Source organism: Enterococcus sp. S22(2020), assembly GCF_020295385.1.
Lineage (GTDB): Bacteria > Bacillota > Bacilli > Lactobacillales > Enterococcaceae > Enterococcus_L > Enterococcus_L dunnyi.
Map to the genome: position 1 here is coordinate 22249 of NZ_JACFUD010000003.1, position 23360 is coordinate 45608.

Annotated in this window: 20 protein-coding genes; 14 read left to right on the plus strand and 6 right to left on the minus strand. The window is 38.0% G+C overall.

Features of this window, described 5'->3' with window-relative positions:
- Positions 1–5 precede the first annotated feature (5 nt).
- The gene (locus H3T55_RS05890; protein ID WP_225533745.1) at positions 6–638 is read left to right on the plus strand and encodes a V-type ATP synthase subunit D; all 633 of its coding nucleotides are present in this window, start codon (positions 6–8) and stop codon (positions 636–638) included.
- 47 nt (positions 639–685) lie between these two features.
- On the opposite strand, the gene H3T55_RS05895 is transcribed toward H3T55_RS05890, so the two are convergent.
- A complete protein-coding gene (locus tag H3T55_RS05895; RefSeq protein WP_225533746.1) occupies positions 686–1627 on the minus strand; it encodes a serine hydrolase in 942 nt (313 codons plus the stop codon).
- A 214-nt stretch (positions 1628–1841) separates the two neighbouring features.
- Here H3T55_RS05895 and H3T55_RS05900 point away from each other — a divergent pair, with 214 nt between their 5' ends.
- Together H3T55_RS05900 and H3T55_RS05905 are read left to right on the plus strand one after the other, a co-directional pair.
- On the plus strand, positions 1842–3383 hold the full coding sequence (locus H3T55_RS05900; protein ID WP_225533747.1) for an ABC transporter permease: 1542 nt from the start codon (positions 1842–1844) through the stop codon (positions 3381–3383).
- A 15-nt stretch (positions 3384–3398) separates the two neighbouring features.
- On the plus strand, positions 3399–4058 hold the full coding sequence (locus tag H3T55_RS05905) for an ABC transporter ATP-binding protein (protein ID WP_225533748.1): 660 nt from the start codon (positions 3399–3401) through the stop codon (positions 4056–4058).
- A gap of 139 nt (positions 4059–4197) precedes the next feature.
- On the opposite strand, the gene H3T55_RS05910 is transcribed toward H3T55_RS05905, so the two are convergent.
- The 3 genes from H3T55_RS05910 to H3T55_RS05920 all read right to left on the minus strand — a co-directional run bounded on the left by H3T55_RS05910 (position 4198) and on the right by H3T55_RS05920 (position 7653).
- Positions 4198–6111 (minus strand): fructose-1,6-bisphosphatase, encoded by a 1914-nt coding sequence (locus H3T55_RS05910; protein ID WP_225533749.1) that lies wholly within the window; start codon positions 6109–6111, stop codon positions 4198–4200.
- A 16-nt stretch (positions 6112–6127) separates the two neighbouring features.
- Complete coding sequence (locus tag H3T55_RS05915; protein ID WP_087640341.1) at positions 6128–6940, minus strand: pyruvate, water dikinase regulatory protein; 813 nt, start codon at positions 6938–6940, stop codon at positions 6128–6130.
- Positions 6941–7017: 77 nt separating this feature from the next.
- Entirely contained in the window at positions 7018–7653 is a 636-nt protein-coding gene (locus tag H3T55_RS05920) for a helix-turn-helix transcriptional regulator (RefSeq protein WP_225533750.1), read from the minus strand.
- A gap of 173 nt (positions 7654–7826) precedes the next feature.
- On the opposite strand from H3T55_RS05920, the gene ppdK reads away from it, so the two are divergent.
- The 7 genes from ppdK to H3T55_RS05955 all read left to right on the plus strand — a co-directional run bounded on the left by ppdK (position 7827) and on the right by H3T55_RS05955 (position 15876).
- Positions 7827–10436, plus strand: coding sequence for a pyruvate, phosphate dikinase (gene ppdK, locus H3T55_RS05925; protein ID WP_225533752.1), 2610 nt, complete (start codon positions 7827–7829; stop codon positions 10434–10436).
- A gap of 208 nt (positions 10437–10644) precedes the next feature.
- Positions 10645–11700: a serine hydrolase domain-containing protein gene (locus H3T55_RS05930; RefSeq protein WP_225550126.1), complete on the plus strand. Its 1056-nt coding sequence runs from the start codon at positions 10645–10647 to the stop codon at positions 11698–11700.
- 91 nt (positions 11701–11791) lie between these two features.
- A complete protein-coding gene (lysA, locus tag H3T55_RS05935; RefSeq protein WP_225533754.1) occupies positions 11792–13093 on the plus strand; it encodes a diaminopimelate decarboxylase in 1302 nt (433 codons plus the stop codon).
- A gap of 220 nt (positions 13094–13313) precedes the next feature.
- Positions 13314–14285, plus strand: coding sequence for an alpha/beta hydrolase (locus H3T55_RS05940; RefSeq protein WP_225533755.1), 972 nt, complete (start codon positions 13314–13316; stop codon positions 14283–14285).
- Between the two features lie 12 nt (positions 14286–14297).
- Positions 14298–14666 carry an EamA family transporter gene (locus H3T55_RS05945; protein ID WP_087640335.1) on the plus strand — a complete coding sequence of 123 codons (369 nt, stop codon included), beginning with the start codon at positions 14298–14300 and terminating at the stop codon, positions 14664–14666.
- The gene (locus H3T55_RS05950; protein WP_225533756.1) at positions 14663–15010 is read left to right on the plus strand and encodes an EamA family transporter; all 348 of its coding nucleotides are present in this window, start codon (positions 14663–14665) and stop codon (positions 15008–15010) included. Before H3T55_RS05945 ends, H3T55_RS05950 begins: the two co-directional genes overlap by 4 nt.
- Positions 15011–15438: 428 nt before the next feature.
- Positions 15439–15876: a hypothetical protein gene (locus H3T55_RS05955; RefSeq protein ID WP_225533757.1), complete on the plus strand. Its 438-nt coding sequence runs from the start codon at positions 15439–15441 to the stop codon at positions 15874–15876.
- Positions 15877–15927: 51 nt separating this feature from the next.
- On the opposite strand, the gene H3T55_RS05960 is transcribed toward H3T55_RS05955, so the two are convergent.
- Positions 15928–16269, minus strand: coding sequence for a metal-sulfur cluster assembly factor (locus H3T55_RS05960; RefSeq protein WP_069644547.1), 342 nt, complete (start codon positions 16267–16269; stop codon positions 15928–15930).
- Between the two features lie 204 nt (positions 16270–16473).
- Positions 16474–17040 carry an XRE family transcriptional regulator gene (locus tag H3T55_RS05965; RefSeq protein ID WP_087640332.1) on the minus strand — a complete coding sequence of 189 codons (567 nt, stop codon included), beginning with the start codon at positions 17038–17040 and terminating at the stop codon, positions 16474–16476.
- 291 nt (positions 17041–17331) lie between these two features.
- On the opposite strand from H3T55_RS05965, the gene H3T55_RS05970 reads away from it, so the two are divergent.
- The 4 genes from H3T55_RS05970 (at position 17332) to H3T55_RS05985 (ending at position 23328) form a co-directional block, all read left to right on the plus strand.
- Positions 17332–18396: a dipeptide epimerase gene (locus H3T55_RS05970; protein WP_225533759.1), complete on the plus strand. Its 1065-nt coding sequence runs from the start codon at positions 17332–17334 to the stop codon at positions 18394–18396.
- 16 nt (positions 18397–18412) lie between these two features.
- On the plus strand, positions 18413–19789 hold the full coding sequence (locus H3T55_RS05975) for a transglutaminase-like domain-containing protein (RefSeq protein WP_225533760.1): 1377 nt from the start codon (positions 18413–18415) through the stop codon (positions 19787–19789).
- A gap of 23 nt (positions 19790–19812) precedes the next feature.
- Positions 19813–21483 (plus strand): peptide ABC transporter substrate-binding protein, encoded by a 1671-nt coding sequence (locus H3T55_RS05980; protein WP_225533761.1) that lies wholly within the window; start codon positions 19813–19815, stop codon positions 21481–21483.
- A 243-nt stretch (positions 21484–21726) separates the two neighbouring features.
- Positions 21727–23328 carry a CTP synthase gene (locus tag H3T55_RS05985; protein ID WP_225533763.1) on the plus strand — a complete coding sequence of 534 codons (1602 nt, stop codon included), beginning with the start codon at positions 21727–21729 and terminating at the stop codon, positions 23326–23328.
- The last annotated feature ends 32 nt before the right edge of the window (positions 23329–23360 follow it).

The following is a 23360-nucleotide window of genomic DNA, read 5'->3' on the forward strand; positions in this document are numbered from 1 at the left end:
CGATTGTGGCTCGATTGAATGTGAATCCAACGCGAATGGAACTCTCTCGTTTAAAAAAACAATTAGGTACAGCTAGCCGCGGACATAAATTATTGAAAGATAAACAAGATGAATTGATGCGCCGTTTTATTTTGTTGATCAAGAAAAATAATACCTTGAGGCTGGACGTTGAAAAGGAACTAGCAACAGCTTTGTCTAATTTTGTCTTAGCTAATGCAACATTGAATGAAGCTTTTATTGAGGAATTAGTTGCTATACCTGCAAATGAAGTAACTCTGGATGTGATCGAAAAAAACATCATGAGTGTTACTGTACCAACGATGAATTTTCATTACGATGAAGCGGTGGTCGAAGCCCCGTTGAACTATGGGTACTTAAATTCAAATGCAGAACTAGATAGTGTATTTGCTAAGCTTTCCTCGATTCTGCCAAAGCTTTTAGAATTAGCAGAGGTCGAAAAAACCTGTCAATTGATGTCAGAAGAAATCGAAAAAACCAGAAGACGAGTAAATGCACTGGAATATATGACGATTCCGCAATTAGAAGAAACGATTTACTATATACAGATGAAACTCGAAGAAAATGAAAGAAGTGAAATCACCCGATTGATCAAAATCAAAAATATGGGTGGAAATTAAAAAAATGAAGAGCAGAACAAAACGGATTTTTAGTTTTGTTCTGCTCTTTATTTTTTGGGATAGTCATTACTTTGGATCGTCCACAATTGATCAGTAACACTTGCGATAAAAGAAATACCCTCATTTGTTTGTCCATTAGTAAAAACGGTTAAAATAAAAGGATGTTCTGTTTCTAAAATACCAATATCATGTAAAAATCCTGCATAAGAACCGATCTTATGAGCAACCTTTCCAGAGGTTGTTGGTGTATCCATTCGTTCATGGAAGACTGTATTTTTCATATAATCATAAATCGTTTGGTATTCAGAATTTGTTGCTTTTTCATCATATAATATTTTCAGGATCTTTGCTGCGTCTTCGGAAGTGAATTTCGCATCATCCCATTGTGTCTCTTTTTGCAGAAAATGAGCATAGAGCGCTTTTTTAGCTTTTACATCATCGCCAAAAGTACCATAAAGCATATTTTTAGCAATATTATCAGAATAGATAATATTGTATTCCTGTAATGTTCTAACGGAATAAGTGGGCTGGATATTATTGATGATAATCCCTGTTCCATCCTCATAATCTTCTTTTTCATTATAAACCAATTGATCGTCCCATTTTAATTCTCCAGCCTGGACTTTGTCTGCGATCATCATTGCCAAAGGAACCTTGATAGTGCTGGCACTGTAAAATTCTTGTGTGCCATTTACAGAGATCTGCTTTCCAGTAGTCAGATCGACATAGGTCATTCCAACATCCCCATTGAAAGAATCACGGGCATTCTTCATTGACTGCTCGATTTTTTCATAAAAGGTAATGAGTGAAGGATCTGTCTTTTCTTCAGGAAGATCTGGTTTTGAAGCGGCTGCTGAAATAGTTTTTAATGGCATATCACTTTTTTCATTTGCCTCAGCTTCTTTTGCGTAATCTATTGTATGGGGAGAAAAAAAGAAGGATACGATCAAGAAGAAGCAAATTGAAAAAATCATCCCATATAGAGTCATTTTCTTTTTTTCCAAATACCTTTCGTTCCCTTCTAATACATTCATTTATTATGGATCAAAAAATACGACACAACCATTTAATCATTTTTCCTCTTGTTTTGCAAGGCTTCGCAGACAAAGATTAAAATCAAAAGAAAATAGCTTTCTTTAAGTTCTGTTTAAGGTAACAAGATTAAAGTAATCTTTGTTCACAAGGAAACTTAGGAGGAATCATATGAATTTTATCAAACGAGCATTATTAAGTATGAGAGCAAAGAAGGGGCGGACATTCTTATTATGTGCTGTATTTTCAGCGATATTGATTTTTGTCTTAGCCGGTTTAACGATTCAAAGTGCTGCGTTGACAGCAACAGAAAATGCAAAGAAAAGTGTTGGAGCAACAGTGACACTTTCAGCAAACCGTGAAGCAGCAATGAAAAAAAATCAAGATAGCGCGTCCGGTGAAAGACCCGATCCTGGAAGCTTCAGTTTGACACCCGTTTCTTTAGAGGATGCGCAAAAAATTGCAGAATTGGCAAATGTCAAAACATATTCATTTCTATCATCATCTTCTGCCGGAGCAGGAGAAGGGATCACACCAATTTCCAGTGAAGATAGCGACACAGCCACATCTGAATCTAGCGATAGTGAACAAGCTGGTGGAGAAAATCCTGACGCTCAAATGCAGGCAGGAGGACAAATGGGCGGCGGTCCAATGGCTAATATGAAGCAAAGTGATTTTCAAGTCAGCGGTGTGATGGATTTGACGATGGCTAGTGATTTTTCTAGTGGTACAGCGGAAATAACCAGTGGTGAAGCGATCAGTGAATCAGATAAGGATACAAATAATGTAGTGATCGAAGAAACATTGGCGCAGGCAAATGATTTAGCTGTCGGTGACACATTCAAAATAACTGATCCAGAAGATGATGAAAAAACATATGAATTGACGATAAAAGGGATTTATAAAACATCTGAGAATGGTGATAGTATGGGCATGATGTTCAATTTCTTAAATCCTGCAAATACCTTATACACTTCTTATACATTAGCAAACACGTTAAAAGGAGAAGATTCAGTAGGTACGATCGATTCTGCTTCGTATACATTGGAAGATCCGAAAGAAATGGATAGTTTTGTAGCTGCAGCTGAGAAATTGATCGATACTGAAAGCTTCAGTTTGCAAACAAATGACCAAGCGTATCAACAAATGCTTCAACCATTGAACAATGTTGCTAGTTTTGCCAAAAATATCGTGATCTTGGTCGCTGTTGCAGGTGTAATTATTTTAACGTTGATCGTGATGATGACAATCAGGGAAAGACGATATGAGATTGGCGTATTACTATCTTTAGGCGAATCTCGCTTTAAAGTAGTGCTGCAATTTTTCAGTGAGATCATTGTTTGTATGATCGTTGCGTTGATTATTGCTACTTTTAGTGGGAATATCGTAGGAAATGTCGTTGGTGAGCAGTTGATCGATCAACAAACGCAGTCAGCACAACAATCGACAACTGATCAGGTCGGACCGAATGGGATGCCAGGCGGCGATCAGCAAGGCGGCAGACCTAACGGTGGAGGTATGGGTAGAGGGATGAGCGGCATTGGTGCAAGTTCAGCAGAAGCTGCTCAAGCAATTGAAAATCTGAATATTTCGGTTCAGCCAAAAGAAATCGCGATTTTAGCGGGTCTGGGTGTACTGATCAGTTTCTTTTCAATTGTATTATCATCGATCGGGATTTTAAGATTACAACCTAAAAAAATCTTAACAACATAGAAAAGAGGAATTGCGATGTTACAGACACAAGAGGTAGGTTACTGGTATAAAAACGAAGAAGAATACCTATATAAACATGTAAACTTAGAATTTCAACGAGGAAAAATGTACGCTATTTTAGGAGCAAGCGGTTCAGGAAAAACAACCTTTCTTTCATTGATTGCTGGATTAGATCAGCCTAAAACAGGAACGGTTCTCTATAATGGAGAATCGCTGGCAAAGATCGGTCTGAGGAATTATCGTAAAAATGATGTATCGATTATTTTCCAAGCGTATAATCTGCTCCCTTATATGTCAGCGTTGGATAATGTGTTGACCGCAATGTCGATCTCAAGTTCAAAGCAGGAAGATAAAAAAGCTTATGCGCTAGAAAATCTAGCAAGTGTAGGTATCGACGAAGGATTAGCTAAAAAAAATGTCGCCCAATTATCAGGTGGTCAACAACAAAGAGTAGCGATCGTCAGAGCGTTGTGTTGTGATCATGAATTGATCGTGGCAGATGAACCCACAGGGAATTTGGATGAAAAAACGTCTAAAGACATTGTTCAGCTGTTTCAAAAAGTAGCTCATGATCAACAAAAATGCATCATCATTGTGACACACGAGCAAGAGGTAGCTAAAGCTTGTGATGAAGTATATGAATTAAAAAATCAAGAGTTTATGATGGTGGAATAAATACAAAGATGAGTGCGAGGCAAAACTAAAAATCGGTTTTGCTTCGCACTCTAAAACGTAAGAAACGATCGCCAAAACAGTGATTTTACAAAATCGAGCAATACGCTTTTAGTATTGCTCGATTTCATATTGCTCAAGCCTAATCGATTTTTGTCTCAATCGTATCTTTTATTTGTGTTGATCTACCTAATTCTTTTTTTAAAGAGTTTGCTTCTGCGATTAAAGATGCTCCGATCGTTGTATCTTTGACTTTCAAACGCTTGATTTGCCGATCAACGATTTGTCTGTTGGAAAGAATATCTTGATTTTGTTTAATGGCTGCTTGTTTATCTGAAAATGGTTTATGAGCAGCTAACTGCATGCCAAATGAGTTATACAAAAGGGTGTAACCTGCAATTCCTGTAACACTTTGATAGGCTTTTGAAAAGCCGCCATCGATGACCAGCATTTTACCTTGTGCTTTGATCGGCGACTCTCCTTTGATCGTTTTAACGGGTGTATGTCCGTTGATGATATGAGCATTCTCAAGGTTTAAATGAAACGCATGCAGTATTTTTTGACAAATCTCGGAATCATTTCTTAATGTGTAATACGCATTTTTTTCTTCCAGTTGAGTGCTTTTATCTTCTATAAAATAGCGTTCAAAGGTTTTCATCGCCTTTTTACCGAAGAGAGAAGAACATTCACCACACCATAAATACCAGATTAGATCAGTTGCAAAATCTTCAGTTTGCCAAGGTTGATCGAACGCTCGTCTGATGTTGCTTTCAAAAAAATCGAGTAATTGTTTTCCAGCATAGGCCCGACCATCAAAGGTGATCGATTGAAAAGTTCCATTTGGATGTAAGGGAATACAGCCGTGGATCAATAAATTATTGTTGTATGGTAAGTAAAGTGCCCCTTTGTCAATGAGAAAAGCCATATGCTGATTGAGTCTTTCAGCATGTTGAAATTGGTGCAGTAAATCAGTGATCACAGCCTCTTCTTCTGAGGTCAATCGATAAGGATCGGACCAGTCAACGGTTTGAAAACATTCATTCACCAAAGGGTAGGTAACATGATCTAGCGTTATTTGTCCATTATGGATTTTATCCAGCAACAAACGAGGAGTCATCATAAATTCAGGCCTTCTTTGAATCAATTGTCCTTCCAATTTTTCTTGAATGACTGCCATTGCCTGTTGGATTTTCATAGCATCTGTGATTTCTGTGATCGAAAGTTTGCGGTAGGGATTGCTTTTAGGTTTGAACTGAAGATTCTCTTGGTATTTTTCTCGGCTAAATGTTCTTAAAGCAGATAAATCGATGCCATAATTGTCTTCTAACAAATCAAGATTGCCATATCGTGCAGAAATTCGTAAGACATTTGCGAGGCAGGCTTTTGATCCACTCACAGCACCAATCCAAATAATATCGTGATTTCCCCACTGGATATCAAGAGAATGATAGTCGATCAAAGCATCCATGATTTTATCGGGATACGGTCCGCGATCGTAGATGTCGCCGATCACATGAAGGTGATCGATGACAAAACGCTGGATCAAATAAGCTAAATCAGTTACAAAACGTTCGGCAGTTCCGAGATCGATGATTTTTTGAATAATTTGACGGTAGTACGCTTTTTTATCCGTTGTTTCATCGTATTGATAGATCAATTCTTCTAAAATATAAGCATATGTTTTCGGTAAAGCTTTACGAACTTTAGAACGAGTATATTTACTCGATGAAAAACGAACGATACTCAGCAAGCGTTCGATCGCATCAAACCACCAGTCAGAGTTTAGGGAATGAACTTGTTTTAAAGTATTTATTTTTTCTTCAGGGTAATAAATTAAAAAGCATAGCTCATCCATCTGTTCATTCGTTAATTCTTGCTTGAATAAAGCATGAACTTTTTCTCGAATACTTCCAGAGCCGTTTCGTAAGATATGATTGAACGCTTCATATTCTCCATGTAGATCACTGATAAAATGCTCTGTTCCTTTTGGCAGGTTCAAAATTGCTTCTAGATTAATGATTTCAGCAATCAATTCTTCATTACGACAATCTTTCATCTGCAGGTCCCCTTGATTATTTATTTTGTGTTAAATCTTCAATGATCGTTGTTGTTTCTTCGATCGATTTTTTATTTACATCGATCACAAGCGCGTTATATTTTGCAAAAACTTCGGCTGCATAATCTAATTCTTCCTGAATTCGATCTGCATTCGTATAAGCCGAATCTTCTTTCAGACCAAGTGAATGTAGGCGAGATTTACGAATATCCATCAAACTATCGATCGTCGTTGTTAAACCAATGATTTTTTTAGGATCGATCTGGTCCAGTTCTGCTGGTAATGCAACTTCTGGAATCAATGGTAAATTAGCCACTTTGTGGTTTCGATTTGCCATATACATGCTTAGCGGTGTCTTGGAGGTACGGGATACGCCTAAAAGGACATAATCGGCTTCAAGGAAGCCTTTCGGATCTTTTCCGTCATCGTATCGGACAGCAAATTCAATAGCGGAAACACGGCTGAAATATTGTTCGTTCAATTTATGCAGAGCACCAGGTTCTTGTAGAGGCTGGACACCAAATGTTCCTTCCACGATCTCACTTAAAGGACTCATATAATCCACAAATTGTAAGCCGGTACGATCCGAAAATTCTTTCACTAGCTGAACTAATTTTTTATTCACTAAAGTTGTAACGACGACAGCTTTATCATGAAGGGCGTCTTTTAAGATCGGTTGTAATAATTCTTCATCTGTAATAAAAGGGAACCGTTGGATATCACTCATATCGATATCTGGATATTGCGCAGAAACAGCTGAGATGATTTTTTGAGCCGTTTCACCTACGGAATCGGAAACTAAGTAAATATTGATTTTGTTTTTTTGCATGAATAAACTCTCCTTTGCTGCAATGGTTAACAGCTGATTTTATTGTGATATATCATTGGAAAAATAGAACCCAAAAGCTAATAATTTTCTTTTTCGATTTCATTACCAGCATTGATGAAATACGCCATGATTCTGCTTTTTGTCACTTTACCGATAACTTTCTTAGGATTATCGATTTCCACGACAGGTAAGGTATCGATACTATGCTGAAGTAATAGACCGCCTGCTTCTAAAATCGTGCGATCTTTTGTGATCGTAATGATATTCGGCATTCTGCTCATGATCATTGCAACAGGCGTTTTTTCTGTATTTGGGTTACTGATTGCAGCACGTAGTAGATCTTTTCGAGAAAGCACACCGATCAGTTCATCGCTATCATCTTTTACATATAATGAGCCGACATCATACATAAATAGATTAGTAACAGCATCATAAACAGTGGTTCCTTGGTGGATGAGTATTGGCGGTAAAAGGATATCCTCCACAGTTTTTTTATATAATTTTTCATAAAGTAATGGTTCAATGGTTTGTCCAGTGTAAAAATACCCAACTTTAGGTCTGGCATCCAGTAAACCAGTCATCGTCAAAATCGCTAAGTCACTTCTTAGAGTCGCTCGGCTTAGGCCAAGTGTACCTGCGATACTGTCACCACTGATCGGTTCGTTTTCTTTGACGATCTTGATAATCTCTAATTGCCTAGAGGTGAGTTTCATTTTATCGACCTACTTTCTAAATGTGACACACTAATGATTATATATTTCTTATAAAAATAATGCAACAATAAAAAAAAGATACACTAATATCTATTGACATCTAATGTGATACACAATATAATCGATTTTATCTTGAATGTGACATACTATTTAATTTGAAGGAGAGTTTGCTTGTGAACTATGTACTTGATTTTTCTGATGGCAGTAAGGAACAAACTGATTTACTTGGAGGAAAAGGAGCCAACCTAGCAGAAATGACCAAATTGAGGCTGCCGGTACCAACAGGATTTACGATTACTACAGAGGCCTGTTTAGACTATCTACAGAAAAAAGATTATGTTTCAGAAAACTTGGATGTAGAGATAAGACAACATATACAACGAATGGAGACTCGGACAAATAAGCTATTTGGCTCAGTGAAAAACCCACTGCTTGTTTCTGTTAGAAGCGGGTCTAAATTTTCAATGCCGGGAATGATGGATACTATTTTAAATCTGGGGCTAAATGATGAGACCGTATTTGGGTTGATCGAAAAAACTGGTGATGCACGTTTTGCTTATGATTGTTATAGAAGGCTGCTGCAAATGTTTGGAGATGTTGTTTGCGGTATTGATAAAAATCGTTTTGAAGATCAACTAGATTTTTATAAATCAAAACAGAATTATCGATCTGATACTGAACTGACGGCAGAAGACTGGCAGGAATTAGTTCGTGTTTTTAAGGATATCTTTCTAGAAGTGACGCATAAACCATTTCCTCAGGATCCTTATGAGCAGTTAAAATTAGCAGTTGAAGCAGTTTTTCGTTCTTGGAATAATCGTCGAGCCATCACTTATCGCAGACTACATGACATTTCTGATTCATTAGGAACGGCCGTCAATATTCAAGAGATGGTCTTTGGGAATTTTGGTTCACAAAGCGGTACAGGAGTTGCATTTACACGTAATCCTGCAACAGGAGAAAAAGGGATATTCGGAGAGTTCCTACTGAATGCGCAGGGAGAAGACGTGGTAGCTGGTATCAGAACACCACAGCCGATCAGTGAGTTAGAAACGCTCATGCCGGAAGTCTATCAAGAATTTCTCCGCTTAAGCGAACTTTTAGAACGTCATTATAAAGATATGCAGGATATTGAATTTACGATTGAAAATCGTCAGCTATACTTACTGCAAACAAGAAACGGAAAACGTACAGCAAAATCGGCCTTCAAAGTTTGTATTCAGCTGGTTGAAGAAGGGATCATTTCAAAAGAAGAAGCAATTCAACGAATCAGCCCATCGATGATCACGCAGTTGCTTCATCCTGTTTTTGAACCAGAACAGTTAAAGCAGGCAGAAGTATTTGCAAAAGGATTGCCAGCTAGTCCTGGCGCTGCAAGCGGTAAAATTTATTTTACGGCGGAGCAAGCGAAAAAAGCGAGCGATGCAGGAGAAAAAGTTATTTTAGTTCGTCAGGAAACGTCACCTGAAGATATTGAAGGGATGGTCGTTAGTGAAGCGATCGTCACTTCGAGAGGAGGAATGACTTCTCATGCGGCAGTTGTTGCCAGAGGAATGGGTGTTTGTTGTGTCGCAGGATGTGAAGAAGTTCAAGTAGATGAATTTTTGGAACAAGCAACAGCAGGAACTGTTACATTAAAACAAGGAGATACGATATCGGTAGATGGCACAACAGGAACCATTTATCGAGGGAGTATCCCTTATGTTGAAGGTGATGAGTGGCAATTACTGGAAACGATCACAAATTGGGGCAAAGAAATAGCTAAAATCGGCGTGAAGGCAAATGCTGAAACACCATCCGATATTGAAACAGCGCTAAAATTAGGTGCACAGGGAATTGGTTTAGCCAGAACAGAGCATATGTTTTTTGGCGAACAGCGGATTTTTGAAATGCGTAAAATGATTTTAGCCCAAGATAAGGAGTCATTAATGGCTCCATTAAATAAATTAAAAGAATTTCAAAAAGAAGATTTTCGCACGATGTTTGAACTTCTACAGGATAAGCCATGTACGATTCGCTTGCTCGATCCGCCATTACATGAGTTTTTACCGCAAATCGAAGAAGAGATAAAGCATCTAGCGAATGAAACACAACGGACTGTGGCTCAAATCAAGCATCGTATCGCTGAATTGCATGAACAAAATCCGATGCTAGGTCATCGTGGCTGTCGTTTAGCCGCTACAACTCCTCAAATTTATGAAATGCAGGTTGCTGCTATTATTGAAAGCGCGATGGCAGTCTCACAGGAATCAGGAGTAACGATCGTGCCGGAAATCATGATCCCGTTGATTGGAAGCAAAGAAGAACTGGTTTGGCTAAGGGAACGTTTAGTCCAAACGATCGAGCAAATCTTTGAAACCGAACAGCAACAAATTCCATACAAGATCGGAACAATGCTCGAAATCCCTAGAGCTTGTTTGACAGCAGATAAAATTGCTGAAGCTTCTGATTTTTTCAGCTTTGGTACGAATGATCTCACACAATTGACGTATGGTTTTTCTCGTGATGACTCAGTAAAATTCATTGGTGCATACGAAGAAAGAAAACTGTTGAAATCTGATCCATTCCAACACATCGATGAAGAAGGAGTTGGCGCTTTGATGACCATTGCGGTTGATAAAATCAGAAGTTTTGATTCTGGTATTAAAATCGGTGTTTGCGGGGAAGTTGGTGGTGATCCTCAGTCGATTCGTTTCTTGCAAAAACTGGGGGTCGATTATATCTCTTGTTCGCCATATAGGATACCTGCTGCGATCTTGACGATTGCACAAGAAAGTCTTTAAGCATAAAAGGGAATAGCTGATAGGATTTGTCTTTTTTCGTTGTTTATCTGAAATTAGAGTATGTAGAACAAAATGACTGTGTCGTTTTGTTCTACATACTCTTTAATTTTTTTGGAAAGTGGTATAATTTGAGAGAAGTGTTTGGAAAGAAGTGAGTTAGTTGAGTAAGCGATCAAAAAAAATAGTTTATGCTTGCCTATTATGTGTAGTGTTGGTCATTTTAGGTTATTGGTATTTTAAAGGGAGTCCTTTTTTCAGCGAACCTTTCGCCAATACGGAAAAAGCCGACAAAACAAATCAGTCAACAAAGATAGCGCGACAAAAGGAAATCGATCAGCTGATCGTGGATGCTCGTTTTAAGGGGGCGGCATTGGTGATCGATCGAGGTCAGGTGTTTTATGAAAAAGGCTACGGGTATGCTGATGTTGAAACCAAACAAGAAAATAAGGTCACCACAACATTTCCGATTGCCTCTTTGCAGAAAATCATTACGGGTGCTCTAATTTTGCAATTAGTCAATAACAAGCAGCTTTCATTAGATACGACCTTGGATCAATTTTATCCAACAATAGAAACGGCGAAGCAAATTACGATCAAGGATTTACTGAACCATACCTCCGGGCTTATGCTGCCCGAAGAAGAGCCTGATCATTTACTCAGTGATCAAAATACTCAAATCGATTATGCACTAAAAGAGCTGGAAGTCGATCAAGGCCAAGAATATCTATACTCAAACGGAAATTATACTATTTTAGCAGGAATCATTTCGATGATTTTGAAGCAGCCGTATGAAGAGGTGGTTCAAGAACGAGTAGTCGACAAATTAGGACTGAAACAAACGTATTTTTGGGATACTTTACCTATGAAAATCACTGTACCTAAACCATACATTTATGCTGGAAAAGACTATCAGCCGGATGTTTTCCCATCAAGCGAAAAATTATTTTCTAGTTTACTTGGTGCAGGTAATATGTATATGTCAACAACAGATTTTTGGCAGTTTATTCAAGGATTGACCAATGGAAAGCTATTCATGTCATCTAAATATGATGAGCTTGCAGAGGTAAAAACAGGCGGTTATCAATCTGGGATGATCTATTTTGATTCATTAAAATATTCGATAGGGAGTCTAGGAGGATATAATACAGTGATTTATGGCGATCAAGAAAATCAACAAGTAGTGATTCTCTTTGCAAACCAGATAGGTGAGGAAGGAATCGGAGCTTTAGCGGAGCAAGTATATCAGCAAGTATTGGCTACGTAGGACAAGGTTTGTGAAAATGATGAAAAATAGATAGGAAGTTTCTTAATTTTATGCTATTATTTTTAATAAATTAGTTGGAGAAGGTGAAAAAATGCCATTATTATTTGGAACAGCGAGATTCAATACAGAAGAGCATTTAACAATCGGAGGTTGTGATACAGTTACTTTAGCAAAAAAATACGGGACGCCTTTGTTCGTTTACGATGTTGCACATATTCGTGAACGTGCTAGAGGATTTAAACAAACCCTTAACTCTTTAGGAGTAAAAAATAAAGTCATTTATGCTAGTAAAGCTTTTTGTTGTTTAGCAATGTACAAATTATTAGAAGAAGAAGAACTAGGCTGTGACGTTGTTTCAGCGGGAGAAATCTATACAGCGATCCAGGCAGGGATGTCACCTGAAAATATCGAATTTCATGGAAATAATAAAACACAGGAAGAGCTTCTTTATGCTGTTGAGCAAGGTGTTGGGACGATCATCATCGATAATTTTTATGAGATCGAACTATTAAGTGCCATTTTAAAAGAAAAAAAGACGACACAGAATGTTTTATTCCGAATCACACCAGGAATCAACGCGGAGACACACGATTATATTTTAACAGGTCAGGTCGATTCAAAATTTGGCTTTGACGTAGCAAGTGGTCAGGCGACACAAGCTTTGGAGCAGATTTTAGCAGATGATCATTTAATATTAAAAGGTGTTCATTGCCATATCGGCTCACAAATTTTTTCAGCAGAAGGCTTTTTGGCGGCAGTTGAAAAAATGTTGGCGATCTTGAATGAGTGGAAGCAAGCTTTTGATTATACAGTAGACGTTTTAAATATGGGCGGAGGTTTTGGCGTACAATACACAGAATCGGATGATCCTTTAGAACCAGAAGCTTTTGTTAAGGCAATTGTAAATGCTGTAAAAGGTCAATGCGAATTGCTTGACTATGCATTTCCAGAAATCTGGCTTGAGCCAGGCCGCAGCATTATTGCAGAAGCGGGTACAACGATTTATACTGTTGGCTCTGAAAAAATAATTCCTGATGTGAGACATTATGTCTCTGTAGATGGCGGGATGGGTGATAATATTCGTCCAGCGTTATATGGTGCAAAATATGATGGTTTTTTAGCCAATCGAATCAGCCAAGAGCCAAAAGCAGTAAAAACGATTGTAGGAAAATACTGTGAATCAGGGGATATCCTGATCAAAGATATTGAATTGCCGCCGATGGAGCCAAGAGACTTATTTGCTATAACGAGCACGGGAGCTTATGGCTATTCGATGGCGAATAATTACAATCGTAATTTGAAACCAGCAGTTGTTTTTGTAGAAAATGGCGAAGCAAAATTAGCGATCCGCCGTGAAACGTATGCGGATCTAGTTTCATTAGATTGTGACTGATAGAGAAAGAATAAGGCTGAGATAAAAGTGCTTATTTCCGAGGACGTTACTTTTTATTGCCCTTTATTCGAATTTAGAGAGCGGAACAAAACTGATTTTTAGTTTTGTTCCGCTCTCGTTCTTTTTCAGTAAGAAAAGGCTCAGGACATTGGTACTTTTTTTATTGATAAAAGAGTATACTTAGTGTAGAAGTTAAAAATTTAAGCGAGAGGTGATGTCAATGACAGGAATTATTTGGATCGTAATTATCTTAATCGGACTGATTATGGGGCTTGCATTTTATGCGGCAAATTTTTTTATAAACGTCGCTTTGTTCAGAGAAAATGAATGGTACCATACAACAGGACACAAAATGATGAACCCGGATAATTTCAATAAAGGGCGTTCCCAGTATGATTTAACAGAAGAAAAACAGCTTCAAAAAGGGGCAGAATTTTGGGAGCAGCCGTTTGCTGCAGATCATTGGTTGGAGGTAGGAAATGAACGTTTATATAGTCGCTTGTTTCAGCCATATCCTAAAACTAAAAAATGGGTGATTTGTGTCCATGGATATCGTTCTTATGGAAAACGGGATATGTCCTACGTAGCGTCTATGTTTGCAGAACAAGGATATAATTGTTTGGTTCCAGACCTAAGAGCGCATGGACAAAGCTCAGGAAATGTGATTGGTATGGGATGGTTGGACCGCTTAGATTTATTTAATTGGATCCAGGAAGTATTGAAAATCGAGCCGAACGCTGAAATTATTTTATTTGGAGGTTCTATGGGGGCTTCAACTGTTATGATGACAAGTGGCGAAGACCTACCGAAAAATATTAAAGGCCTAGTTGCCGATTGTGGTTATTCTTCAGTTTATCATGAATTTGGTGCAATGCTGCGTTCTGCATTTAGATTGCCAAATTTTCCGATTTTGCCGATTGCTGATTCTTTGGCACGAAAAAAAGTTGGTTATTCTTTGAAAGAAGCGTCCGCAGTCGATCAATTAGCTAAAAATGAACGACCGCTTTTACTGATTCATGGAACAGGCGATAAATTCGTTCCGCATCAAATGCTTTATAAAAATATGGAGGCGACAAATGGTGTCAAAGAAAGTTTGATGATTGAACAGGCGCCTCATCTTTCGTCGTTTATCTATGAACCAGAGCATTATTTTGAAACGGTCTTTGAATTTATACATCGCTATTGTCAATAAGGAGGGGTAAAAATGGATGCTAAGAAAAAACAGCAAAAACTTAGTTTGGGAATACTTCTAATTATTATTGCGGCAACATTAAGTAGTTTGGGGCAGTTGGCGTGGAAATTCGGTGCGGATGGCAGCGGAAGCTATGCAGTGATTTTGTATGTAATTGGATTTATAGCTGCTGGTGCAGGAATGTTTTTTATGATGGCTGGCTTTCGCTTTGGTGAAGTATCGATTTTACAACCAATGATGAGTTTAGGGTTTGCGCTTTCGATCGTTTTAGGAGCAGTATTTTTGAATGAATCGATTACATGGTATAAATTGTTAGGAACTGGATTTATCGTAGCGGGATCGATTCTTTTAGGGATAGAAGGAAATGAGGGAGCGGCATGATCGATTATTTTGCTATTTTGATTATTTTGATTGTGTCGACATTATCTGGAAGCGCTGGCGCCTTAGCGTTGAAAAAAGGAATGAATGATTTAACTGAGTTGCGTTTTAAGTCCGTTTTAACGAATGCTTGGATCTACTTAGGCTCATTTTTGTATCTTTTGAGTGCGGGGACGAATATTTTATTGCTGAAATTTTTGGATTACTCGATCGCATTTCCGATGACTTCACTGACCTATGTTTGGACAGTGATCATTTCCTATTTTGTTTTTAAGGAAAGACTGACTTTTCGAAAGATTGTAGCGGTTTTATTGATCATTATAGGTGTCTTTGTTATTAGCCAATAAGCAAATTAGTCGTATCAAGTAGTTATAGGTTGTAAGATGAATATATTAGGAGGGATAAGCATGAAAGTCAAAGCAGAAAAAATCGACAAAATCAAATTATTACAAGCAGTAACGACGATCGTCACCGGATTATTCATGTTAAGTACTGTGTTGAAACACAAAAGAAAATAAAGAAGCATATGTTCCTTTATCGAGAGTTAGTGTCTGAAACAAAACGGTTTTTTCGTTTTGTTTCGGGCGCTTTTTTGTTTGAAAGGATAGTGGGAGAAAATAGAAAGGCAGCTTCGAACATTTGCGAATATACTATGAAAAAGTGAGGTGACAAAGATGAAAAAAATGGATAAGTACCTATGTTTGTTTCTTTTCTTAGTAGGCGTTGGGATCGTTTTGTCAGGCTGTGTCATTGTTCGAATGTGAGGAGAGAAGACATGAGCAAATATTTATTTATAATTTTTCTAAGCCTTTCATTACTTGTAGGCTGTAAAATTGAGTATAATAGCCCTCAAAGTGCTCGTGATGATAATTATGGAGTGGGATATGGAGGCAGTGGGGTAGCGACTGATGATAAAACGAGTGGATCAAAAGTAGCAAAAACAGGTACGGGAGATGATGTGATAACTAATATCGCTTTAAAAAAAGGACCTGCTGTTTTTGAGTTGAAACATTCTGGAAACTCTGATTTTAAAGTAAAGTTACTTGATAGTGATGGTGAGCTGATTGCTAATTTAGTAGAAACATCTGGTGCATATTCTGGAAAAGTTTTCGCTCAGATACCAAAGGATGCGGATAATTATGTGTTGGTCATCAATGCTAGCGCTTCTTGGGAAGTAAACAGTCAAGGCATGGAAGAAGGAGAATACAAATAGAAAAGAGCCGCCTGCAATTGAAATGCAGGCGGCTCTTTTTACATATCTGTTCTATCGAATTCCTAAAGCGATCCGAGCATAACGCGACATTTTATCTGTCGTCCAAGCAGGGTACCACACTAATTTTACCTCTGGATTTTTTACTTCGGGAATTTCTTTTAAAGCCTCGTGGATCTGCTCTGTCAACACATCTGCTAAAGGACACCCCATCGTTGTCAGTGTCATTTTGATGACAGTATCTCCATTTTGGGCAAATTCTACTTCATAAATCAAGCCTAGATTAACAATGTCGATCCCAAGCTCAGGGTCGATAACTGTTTCTAAAGCAGTTAAAATTTGTTCTTTGATATCCTCGATTTCTTCAGCAGACCATTCTTGATTTGTTTCAGTCATTGTATCTACTCCTTTTCCTGGCTACAAAGCTTCTACATGTGAAATCGTCAGCAAGAAAAGCCGTGTGCCAATACAGTTCGTTCTTCCCATATAATACCTTTTTTTAAATACTTTGTAAATGAGAATCTTTTTCAATAAGCAACAAAAAAATAAAGAGAAAAAAACGAGTATTTTGTTAAAGCTTATACGGTAAAGTAGTATCCGCTAAAATTGAAGCGTAAAGAGCATCAACTCATTTTCAGTGGTATTCATGATATTATGCTGCGTGAAAGCTTCAAGAAAAATCGCATCGCCTTCATTCAAAACGAGTACTTCGTCCTTAAGCTCAACAGTGGCTTCACCTTTGATTACGTAGTTTATTTCACAAAGATTATGAGCAATTTTCTTTCCGCTGGAAGAAGACTGGGCATCGATGTAGATCTTTGAAATAACCATATTATTGGTATGTACCGGTAAGTTGAACAACGTATCATAGTAAGTAGAATTAGTTTGCCACGGATTATATTTTGTATTAGAGGTATTTCGAATGACCTTATATCCCTTTTCAGTCGTTTCATCATCTTGAATGACTTGTGGGGCTTCATTGGCTAAAAGAGAGGCGACAGTTACATCCAAAGCGTCAGCAATTTTTCGTAAAGCTTCTAGTGAGGGGCGGTTGGCGCCACGTTCGATCTGAGATAAAAAACTAGCTGAGTAACCAGTTTTTTCTCCTAATTCGGTTAAAGTAATCTTTTTTTCTTTCCTTAAATTCTTGATTTCTCTAAATTCCATCTATAGCCGTCCTTTGTTTAGAATCCTTTTTTCTTTCATATTATCTCGAATTAGCTGCAAAATTACAAGTACTTGAATTTTGATGACAGAACATACAGAAAATTCTCATTATTGTATTGACATTTTCATAGAGTAATCTTAAAATTGTAACAATTAATTCAATTTGAACGGTGTATTTGAACTGAAAATGCAAAAAAGAACATTTATTTGTTCTTTTAGATAAGTTTGTTGATTTAACGAAACTTTAATGATCGATTGGAAATCGAAGGAAATACTATTGGGGGATATCAAATGAAGATAACGAAAATCAATGTGGCGGCGAAAGCGGCTAAACTAAAAGAGCCGATCACGATCGCTCTTGGAACGATCGAACATTCAATGAGTGCAATTGTTGAGATCGAAACAGATGAAGGAATTATTGGCTATGGTGAGGGATCACCTGGAATTTTGATAACGGGAGAGACATTGAAAGGAACTACAGAATGTATCCAGTTATTTGAAAAGCAGTTGATTGGGGTCGATCCGCTGGATATTGAAAAAGTCCATCATATCATGAATACTGTTGCAGCTCATGCACCATCGGCTAAAACTGCGATCGATATAGCTTGTTATGACCTTTTAGGTAAGAAATCAAGTTTACCAGTATATAAATTACTAGGCGGTTTCTCACGTTCGGTCAAAACAGACTTAACGATCGGGATCGATACACCGGACATCATGGCTCAAAAAGCCAAGCAAGCTGTCTTACAAGGGTTCGATACATTAAAAATCAAAGTCGGTACAGGGGTTTCACAAGATATTTCCCGCATCGAAGCCATACGTCAGGCTGTGGGCAACGATATCAACTTAAGACTGGATGCAAATCAAGGATGGAAACCTAAAGAAGCGGTAAACATGATCCAACGTATAGCAGATTATGGAATCGAATTGGTCGAACAGCCTGTCGCATACCATGACATTGACGGCCTCGCTTATGTGACCCAAAATGTTTCTGTTCCGATCATGTCTGACGAAAGCTGCTTCGATTCAAAAGACGCATTACGTTTGATCAGAGCTCATGCTGTTGATTACGTGAATATCAAGTTGATGAAATGCGGCGGGATCCACGAAGCACTCAAGATCAATAGTATTTGTGAAGCAGCTGGCGTGGAGTGTATGATTGGCTGTATGGTGGAAGAAACGAATATTGGCGTAACAGCAGCTGCACATTTAGCCACAGGGACAAAAAATATTACGAGAGCGGATCTAGATGCAACATTTGGATTGACTGAGGTAGCGATTCCAGGTGGTGTCGGATTAGAACCGATCAGTGTCATTGAATTGACAAACCAAGCGGGATTAGGTTTGAGCAAATAAGAAAGAAGGAATTTGAATGTATTACGACTTAAAGTATATGAGTGTACCGTTGCCGGAAGATATTATCAAATTGAAAAATTATGGTGATTTTACTGGTGCTGAAAAAATGATCGAGCATTTACTAGCAAAAGAAATTCCGCAAGCATTACGAAAAAGATTAGAGATCGAACAAGATATCATTCGAATCGTAGGGATCAATGAATACCCCTTTGATTTTGAAGAAGCAAATAAAATGATGAAAGAAACCTTTTCAAATTATCAGGAGCAAGAATTGACTGACTTGAAGGAAACGGGTAAAGTTGATTGGCTGTTTATCGATGGAAACATTCATTTTCAAAGACGCTTCTTAATGAATTTGATCAAAACACAAGCTGATTATGAAGCGAGATTACTTGTAAAAGAAGATAGCGAAGTGGATCGTCTGCGCAAGCAAGAGCTAACTCAAAATATTCAGCTTATGAAAGAAAATGGTGGGCGAACAGTCAAGATTCATTTGAAAACTAGCATTCAGGTGAAAAAGGAATACGAACGTCCTGGAGAAAAAGTTCGAGTGTATTTACCATTACCGAAAAGCTGTAAACAAGCTTCAGAGATCGAAATTTTAAGTACGACGCCTGAAGCAACGTTTATCGCACCAGAAGAAGAAGCACAGCGGACTGTTTTCTTCGAAACAACGTTAGAAGAGGATCAAGTTTTCAGCGTGGAATATAGCTATATCAACCACGTTGATTATGTGGAATTAGATCCAGATAAGGCAATAATAGAACAACCGGATTTTGAATTGAGTGAGCAGCTGCCTCATATTCGATTTACGCCTTACTTGGAACAATTGCTTGAAGAAATTTTAGCAGGGGAAACAAATCCAATCAAAAAAGCGCGTAAAATCTATGATTTTATCACAACTAAAGTCAATTACTCCTTTATGAGGGAATATTTTACGATCGATAATATTTCTGAGTATGCTGCAGTCAATTTAAAAGGCGATTGTGGGGTTCAGGCGATTCTGTTCATCACACTTTGCCGAATGGCGAAAATACCAGCAAAATGGCAATCAGGATTGTACGTGTCGCAATATTACACAGGCTGCCACGATTGGGCACAATTTTATGTCGCACCTTATGGCTGGATATTTGCTGATCTATCTTTTGGCGGAGGAGCAAAAAGAGCAGGAGATGAAGAACGCTGGAATTATTACTTCGGTAATCTTGATATTTTTAGAATGCCTGCTAACAGCGAAATTCAAACTGATTTTAATCCGTCGAAACAGTTTTTAAGAGCAGATCCGATCGATAATCAACGGGGCGAATTTGAATATGAGAATCAAGGGCTTCCATATGCTTATTTAGACGTAAAGCAAGAATTGATCAAAATGGAAGAACTTGTGAATAAATAAAAAAGAAGGAAAAGGTGGAACGTATGAAAAAAGGAGTTAAAAAAAGTCTGACTTTAATGACGACATTATTGTTGCTGTCTGCTTGCGGCGGGAACGCAGGGAAATCAGCAACAGATGATTCGGGAAAAGGAAATGGGACCGAGCAAAAATCTACAAGAGTGTTAAATTTGATGGAGGCATCAGAAATAGGCTCAATGGATACGATATTTACACAGGATGAACCAAGTGTGAACGCTCAATCAAACGTTTTTGAAGGGTTGTATCAGTTGGATGAAAAAGATAAAATCATTCCGGCTGTTGCTAAAGAATTACCGGAAATCTCAGAAGATGGAAAAACCTATACGATCAAATTAAGAGACGATGCGAAATGGTCAAATGGAGATAAAGTAACAGCAAAAGACTTTGTCTTTGCATGGAAAAAAATGGCGGATCCCAAAAATCAGGCCAACTACTTTTTCTTGATGGACGGAACGATTTTGAATGGGACTGAAATCGTCAATGAAGAAAAATCAGCGGATGAATTAGGTGTCAAAGCGCTTGATGATTATACACTTGAAATTCAAATGGAAAAACCAGTACCGTATTTCACTTCATTATTGGCTTTTTCACCATTCTTCCCGCAAAATGAAAAATTTGTTACTGAAAAGGGCAAGGCCTATGGAACATCTAGTGAAAACATTGTTTCAAATGGACCGTTCTTGATGGAAAATTGGGATCAATCATCTATGTCGTGGGATTTAGTTCAAAATCCGGAATATTACGATGCGGATAAGGTCAAATCTGAAAAAATTCATTTCGAAGTATTGAAAGAAACAAATACAGTATTCAATTTATATGAATCTGGAGAATTGGATGTTGCTGTTTTAACAGGAGACTTTGCAAAACAAAACAAAGACAATCCTGATTATGAAGCGATTCAGCGCTCAAAAGTCTATTCACTTAGAATGAATCAAAAGAGAAATGACAAGCCATCGATTTTCGCTAATGAAAATGTCCGCAAAGCAATTTCTTACGCTCTTGATAAGGAAAGCTTAGTCGATAACATTTTAGCTGACGGATCGACAGCGATTTACGGATACATTCCAAAAGATTTTGTTTCTAATCCTGAAACAGGAGAAGATTTCCGAAAAGAAGCTGGCGAGTTAGTAAAAACAGATGAAAAATTAGCAAACGAGTATTTAGATAAAGCGAAGAAAGAATTGAACGGTGATGTGACGATCGAGTTATTGTCTAAAGATGGTGACGGAGACAAAAAAGTTGCTGAGTTTATCCAAGGGCAATTAGAAGATGCATTACCAGGATTAAAAGTCAACGTTAAAACAGTCCCACTGAACAACTCGATCGAATTGATGAAAAAAGGGGATTATGAGTTATCTGTCAGCATGTGGGGACCAGATTACCAAGACCCAATGACTTTCTTAGAAAGTTCTGTCAGCAGCAAAAACAAAACAAGCTACCGCAGTGAAAAATATGATCAGCTGATCGATGATGCATCTAACAAGTATGCCAATGATCCAGAAAAACGTTGGGAAACTTTGATTGCTGCTGAAAAAGTTTTAGTTGAGGAAGATGCTGCCTTAGTTCCTTTGTACCAACAAGCAAGAGGACAATTAGTACGACCAGGTGTTGAAGGAATCCAGTATCATAATTTTGGTGCGACTTGTACCTATAAATACGCATACATCAACGAGTAGGCACTAAATAAAAAAAGTCTGAACTAAAAATTGATATCTGTTCTAACAGAAACACTTGACCTCAAACAAATTTGCTTGTATTATACTACTTGGGCACCTTTAAGAAGGTCAGAAGCTTGTAACGAATTTCCAGCTCCCTATTCATTTTGGATAGGGAGCTTTTGCTTTTTGTGTCAGGAAAGTCAAACAGGAAACGTTCGCTTCTCTCTACAAATCTATTTAGAGAAAGGGTTTTTTTATATTATGACGAAATACATCTTTGTTACAGGCGGCGTAGTTTCTTCGATCGGTAAGGGAATTGTCGCAGCATCGTTAGGACGTTTACTAAAAAATCGTGGCTTAAAAGTAACGATTCAAAAATTTGATCCATACATCAATGTGGATCCAGGAACAATGAGTCCTTACCAACACGGAGAAGTTTTTGTCACAGATGACGGTGCCGAAACAGACTTGGATCTAGGTCACTATGAACGTTTTATTGATATCAATCTCAATAAATATTCAAATGTGACAACTGGGAAAATTTATTCAGAAGTGTTAAGAAAAGAGCGTAAAGGTGAATATTTAGGCGCAACTGTTCAGGTGATCCCGCATATCACGAATGAGATCAAAGATAAGATCATGCGTGCAGCAACGTTGACAGATGCAGATATCATTATCACTGAGGTTGGCGGAACCGTTGGAGATATTGAATCACTGCCATTTTTAGAAGCTTTACGTCAAATGAAAGCAGAAGTGGGCAGCGATAATGTCATGTACATTCATACGACATTGATTCCTTATTTAAAGGCTGCAGGTGAAATGAAGACAAAACCAACACAGCATAGTGTGAAAGAATTGCGTAGTTTAGGGATTCAGCCAAATATTTTAGTTGTTCGTACAGAACTACCGGTTTCCCAAGGAACAAAAAATAAACTGGCACAGTTTTGTGATGTTGCGCCAGAAGCAGTAATTGAATCGCGAGATGTGGAAACACTGTACTCGATCCCGTTGGCTCTTCAAGCACAAAATATGGATCAGATCGTTTGTGATCACTTGAAATTAGATGTACCGGAAGCGGACATGACTGAATGGCGTGCTTTGGAAGAAAAAGTGCTTGGACTTAAGAAAACAACGAGAATTGCATTAGTTGGGAAATACGTCGAACTTCCGGATGCGTACTTATCCGTGGTTGAAGCATTGAAACATGCTGGTTTTGCTTTTGATTCAGACATTGCGATCGATTGGATCGATTCACAAGAAGTAACAGCAGAAAATGTCGAGGAAATCTTGAAAGATACAGATGGAATTCTAGTTCCTGGCGGATTTGGTGATCGCGGAGTCGAAGGTAAGATAGAAGCTATTCGTTATGCTCGTGAAAATGATGTTCCGTTTTTAGGCATCTGTTTGGGCATGCAAATGCTTTGTGTAGAATTTGCTCGTAATGTTGTACACTTAGAAGATGCAGGATCGGCAGAAAATAATCCTGAAATCACAAACAATATCATCGACTTGATGGCAGATCAGGAAAATGTTGAAAATCTTGGCGGAACGCTACGTCTTGGCTTATATCCATGTAAAGTCAAAAAAGGAACCGTAACGGCTAAAGCCTATGAAGAGCAAGAAGTTGTTCAAGAACGTCATCGTCACCGTTATGAGTTCAACAACAAATACCGTCAACTATTTGAAGAAAACGGCTTAGTCTTTTCTGGTGTTTCCCCAGATAACCGTTTAGTAGAGATCGTTGAATTGTCGGACAAAAAATTCTTTGTCGGCTGTCAGTTCCATCCAGAATTGATCTCTAGACCAAATAGACCACAGCATTTGATTAAGGGATTTGTTGAGGCAGCGTTGAATAATCAATAAAAAAATGTCTGGGATGACTTATCAAGTCGTCC

Coding starts and splice junctions, on each gene's coding strand:
- H3T55_RS05895 (WP_225533746.1), bottom strand. CDS start 1,627: ATGACTCTATATGGGATGATTTTTTCAATTTGCTTCTTCTTGATCGTA.
- H3T55_RS05900 (WP_225533747.1), top strand. CDS start 1,842: ATGAATTTTATCAAACGAGCATTATTAAGTATGAGAGCAAAGAAGGGG.
- H3T55_RS05905 (WP_225533748.1), top strand. CDS start 3,399: ATGTTACAGACACAAGAGGTAGGTTACTGGTATAAAAACGAAGAAGAA.
- H3T55_RS05910 (WP_225533749.1), bottom strand. CDS start 6,111: ATGAAAGATTGTCGTAATGAAGAATTGATTGCTGAAATCATTAATCTA.
- H3T55_RS05915 (WP_087640341.1), bottom strand. CDS start 6,940: ATGCAAAAAAACAAAATCAATATTTACTTAGTTTCCGATTCCGTAGGT.
- H3T55_RS05920 (WP_225533750.1), bottom strand. CDS start 7,653: ATGAAACTCACCTCTAGGCAATTAGAGATTATCAAGATCGTCAAAGAA.
- lysA (WP_225533754.1), top strand. CDS start 11,792: ATGCCATTATTATTTGGAACAGCGAGATTCAATACAGAAGAGCATTTA.
- H3T55_RS05940 (WP_225533755.1), top strand. CDS start 13,314: ATGACAGGAATTATTTGGATCGTAATTATCTTAATCGGACTGATTATG.
- H3T55_RS05945 (WP_087640335.1), top strand. CDS start 14,298: ATGGATGCTAAGAAAAAACAGCAAAAACTTAGTTTGGGAATACTTCTA.
- H3T55_RS05950 (WP_225533756.1), top strand. CDS start 14,663: ATGATCGATTATTTTGCTATTTTGATTATTTTGATTGTGTCGACATTA.
- H3T55_RS05955 (WP_225533757.1), top strand. CDS start 15,439: ATGAGCAAATATTTATTTATAATTTTTCTAAGCCTTTCATTACTTGTA.
- H3T55_RS05960 (WP_069644547.1), bottom strand. CDS start 16,269: ATGACTGAAACAAATCAAGAATGGTCTGCTGAAGAAATCGAGGATATC.
- H3T55_RS05965 (WP_087640332.1), bottom strand. CDS start 17,040: ATGGAATTTAGAGAAATCAAGAATTTAAGGAAAGAAAAAAAGATTACT.
- H3T55_RS05970 (WP_225533759.1), top strand. CDS start 17,332: ATGAAGATAACGAAAATCAATGTGGCGGCGAAAGCGGCTAAACTAAAA.
- H3T55_RS05975 (WP_225533760.1), top strand. CDS start 18,413: ATGTATTACGACTTAAAGTATATGAGTGTACCGTTGCCGGAAGATATT.
- H3T55_RS05980 (WP_225533761.1), top strand. CDS start 19,813: ATGAAAAAAGGAGTTAAAAAAAGTCTGACTTTAATGACGACATTATTG.
- H3T55_RS05985 (WP_225533763.1), top strand. CDS start 21,727: ATGACGAAATACATCTTTGTTACAGGCGGCGTAGTTTCTTCGATCGGT.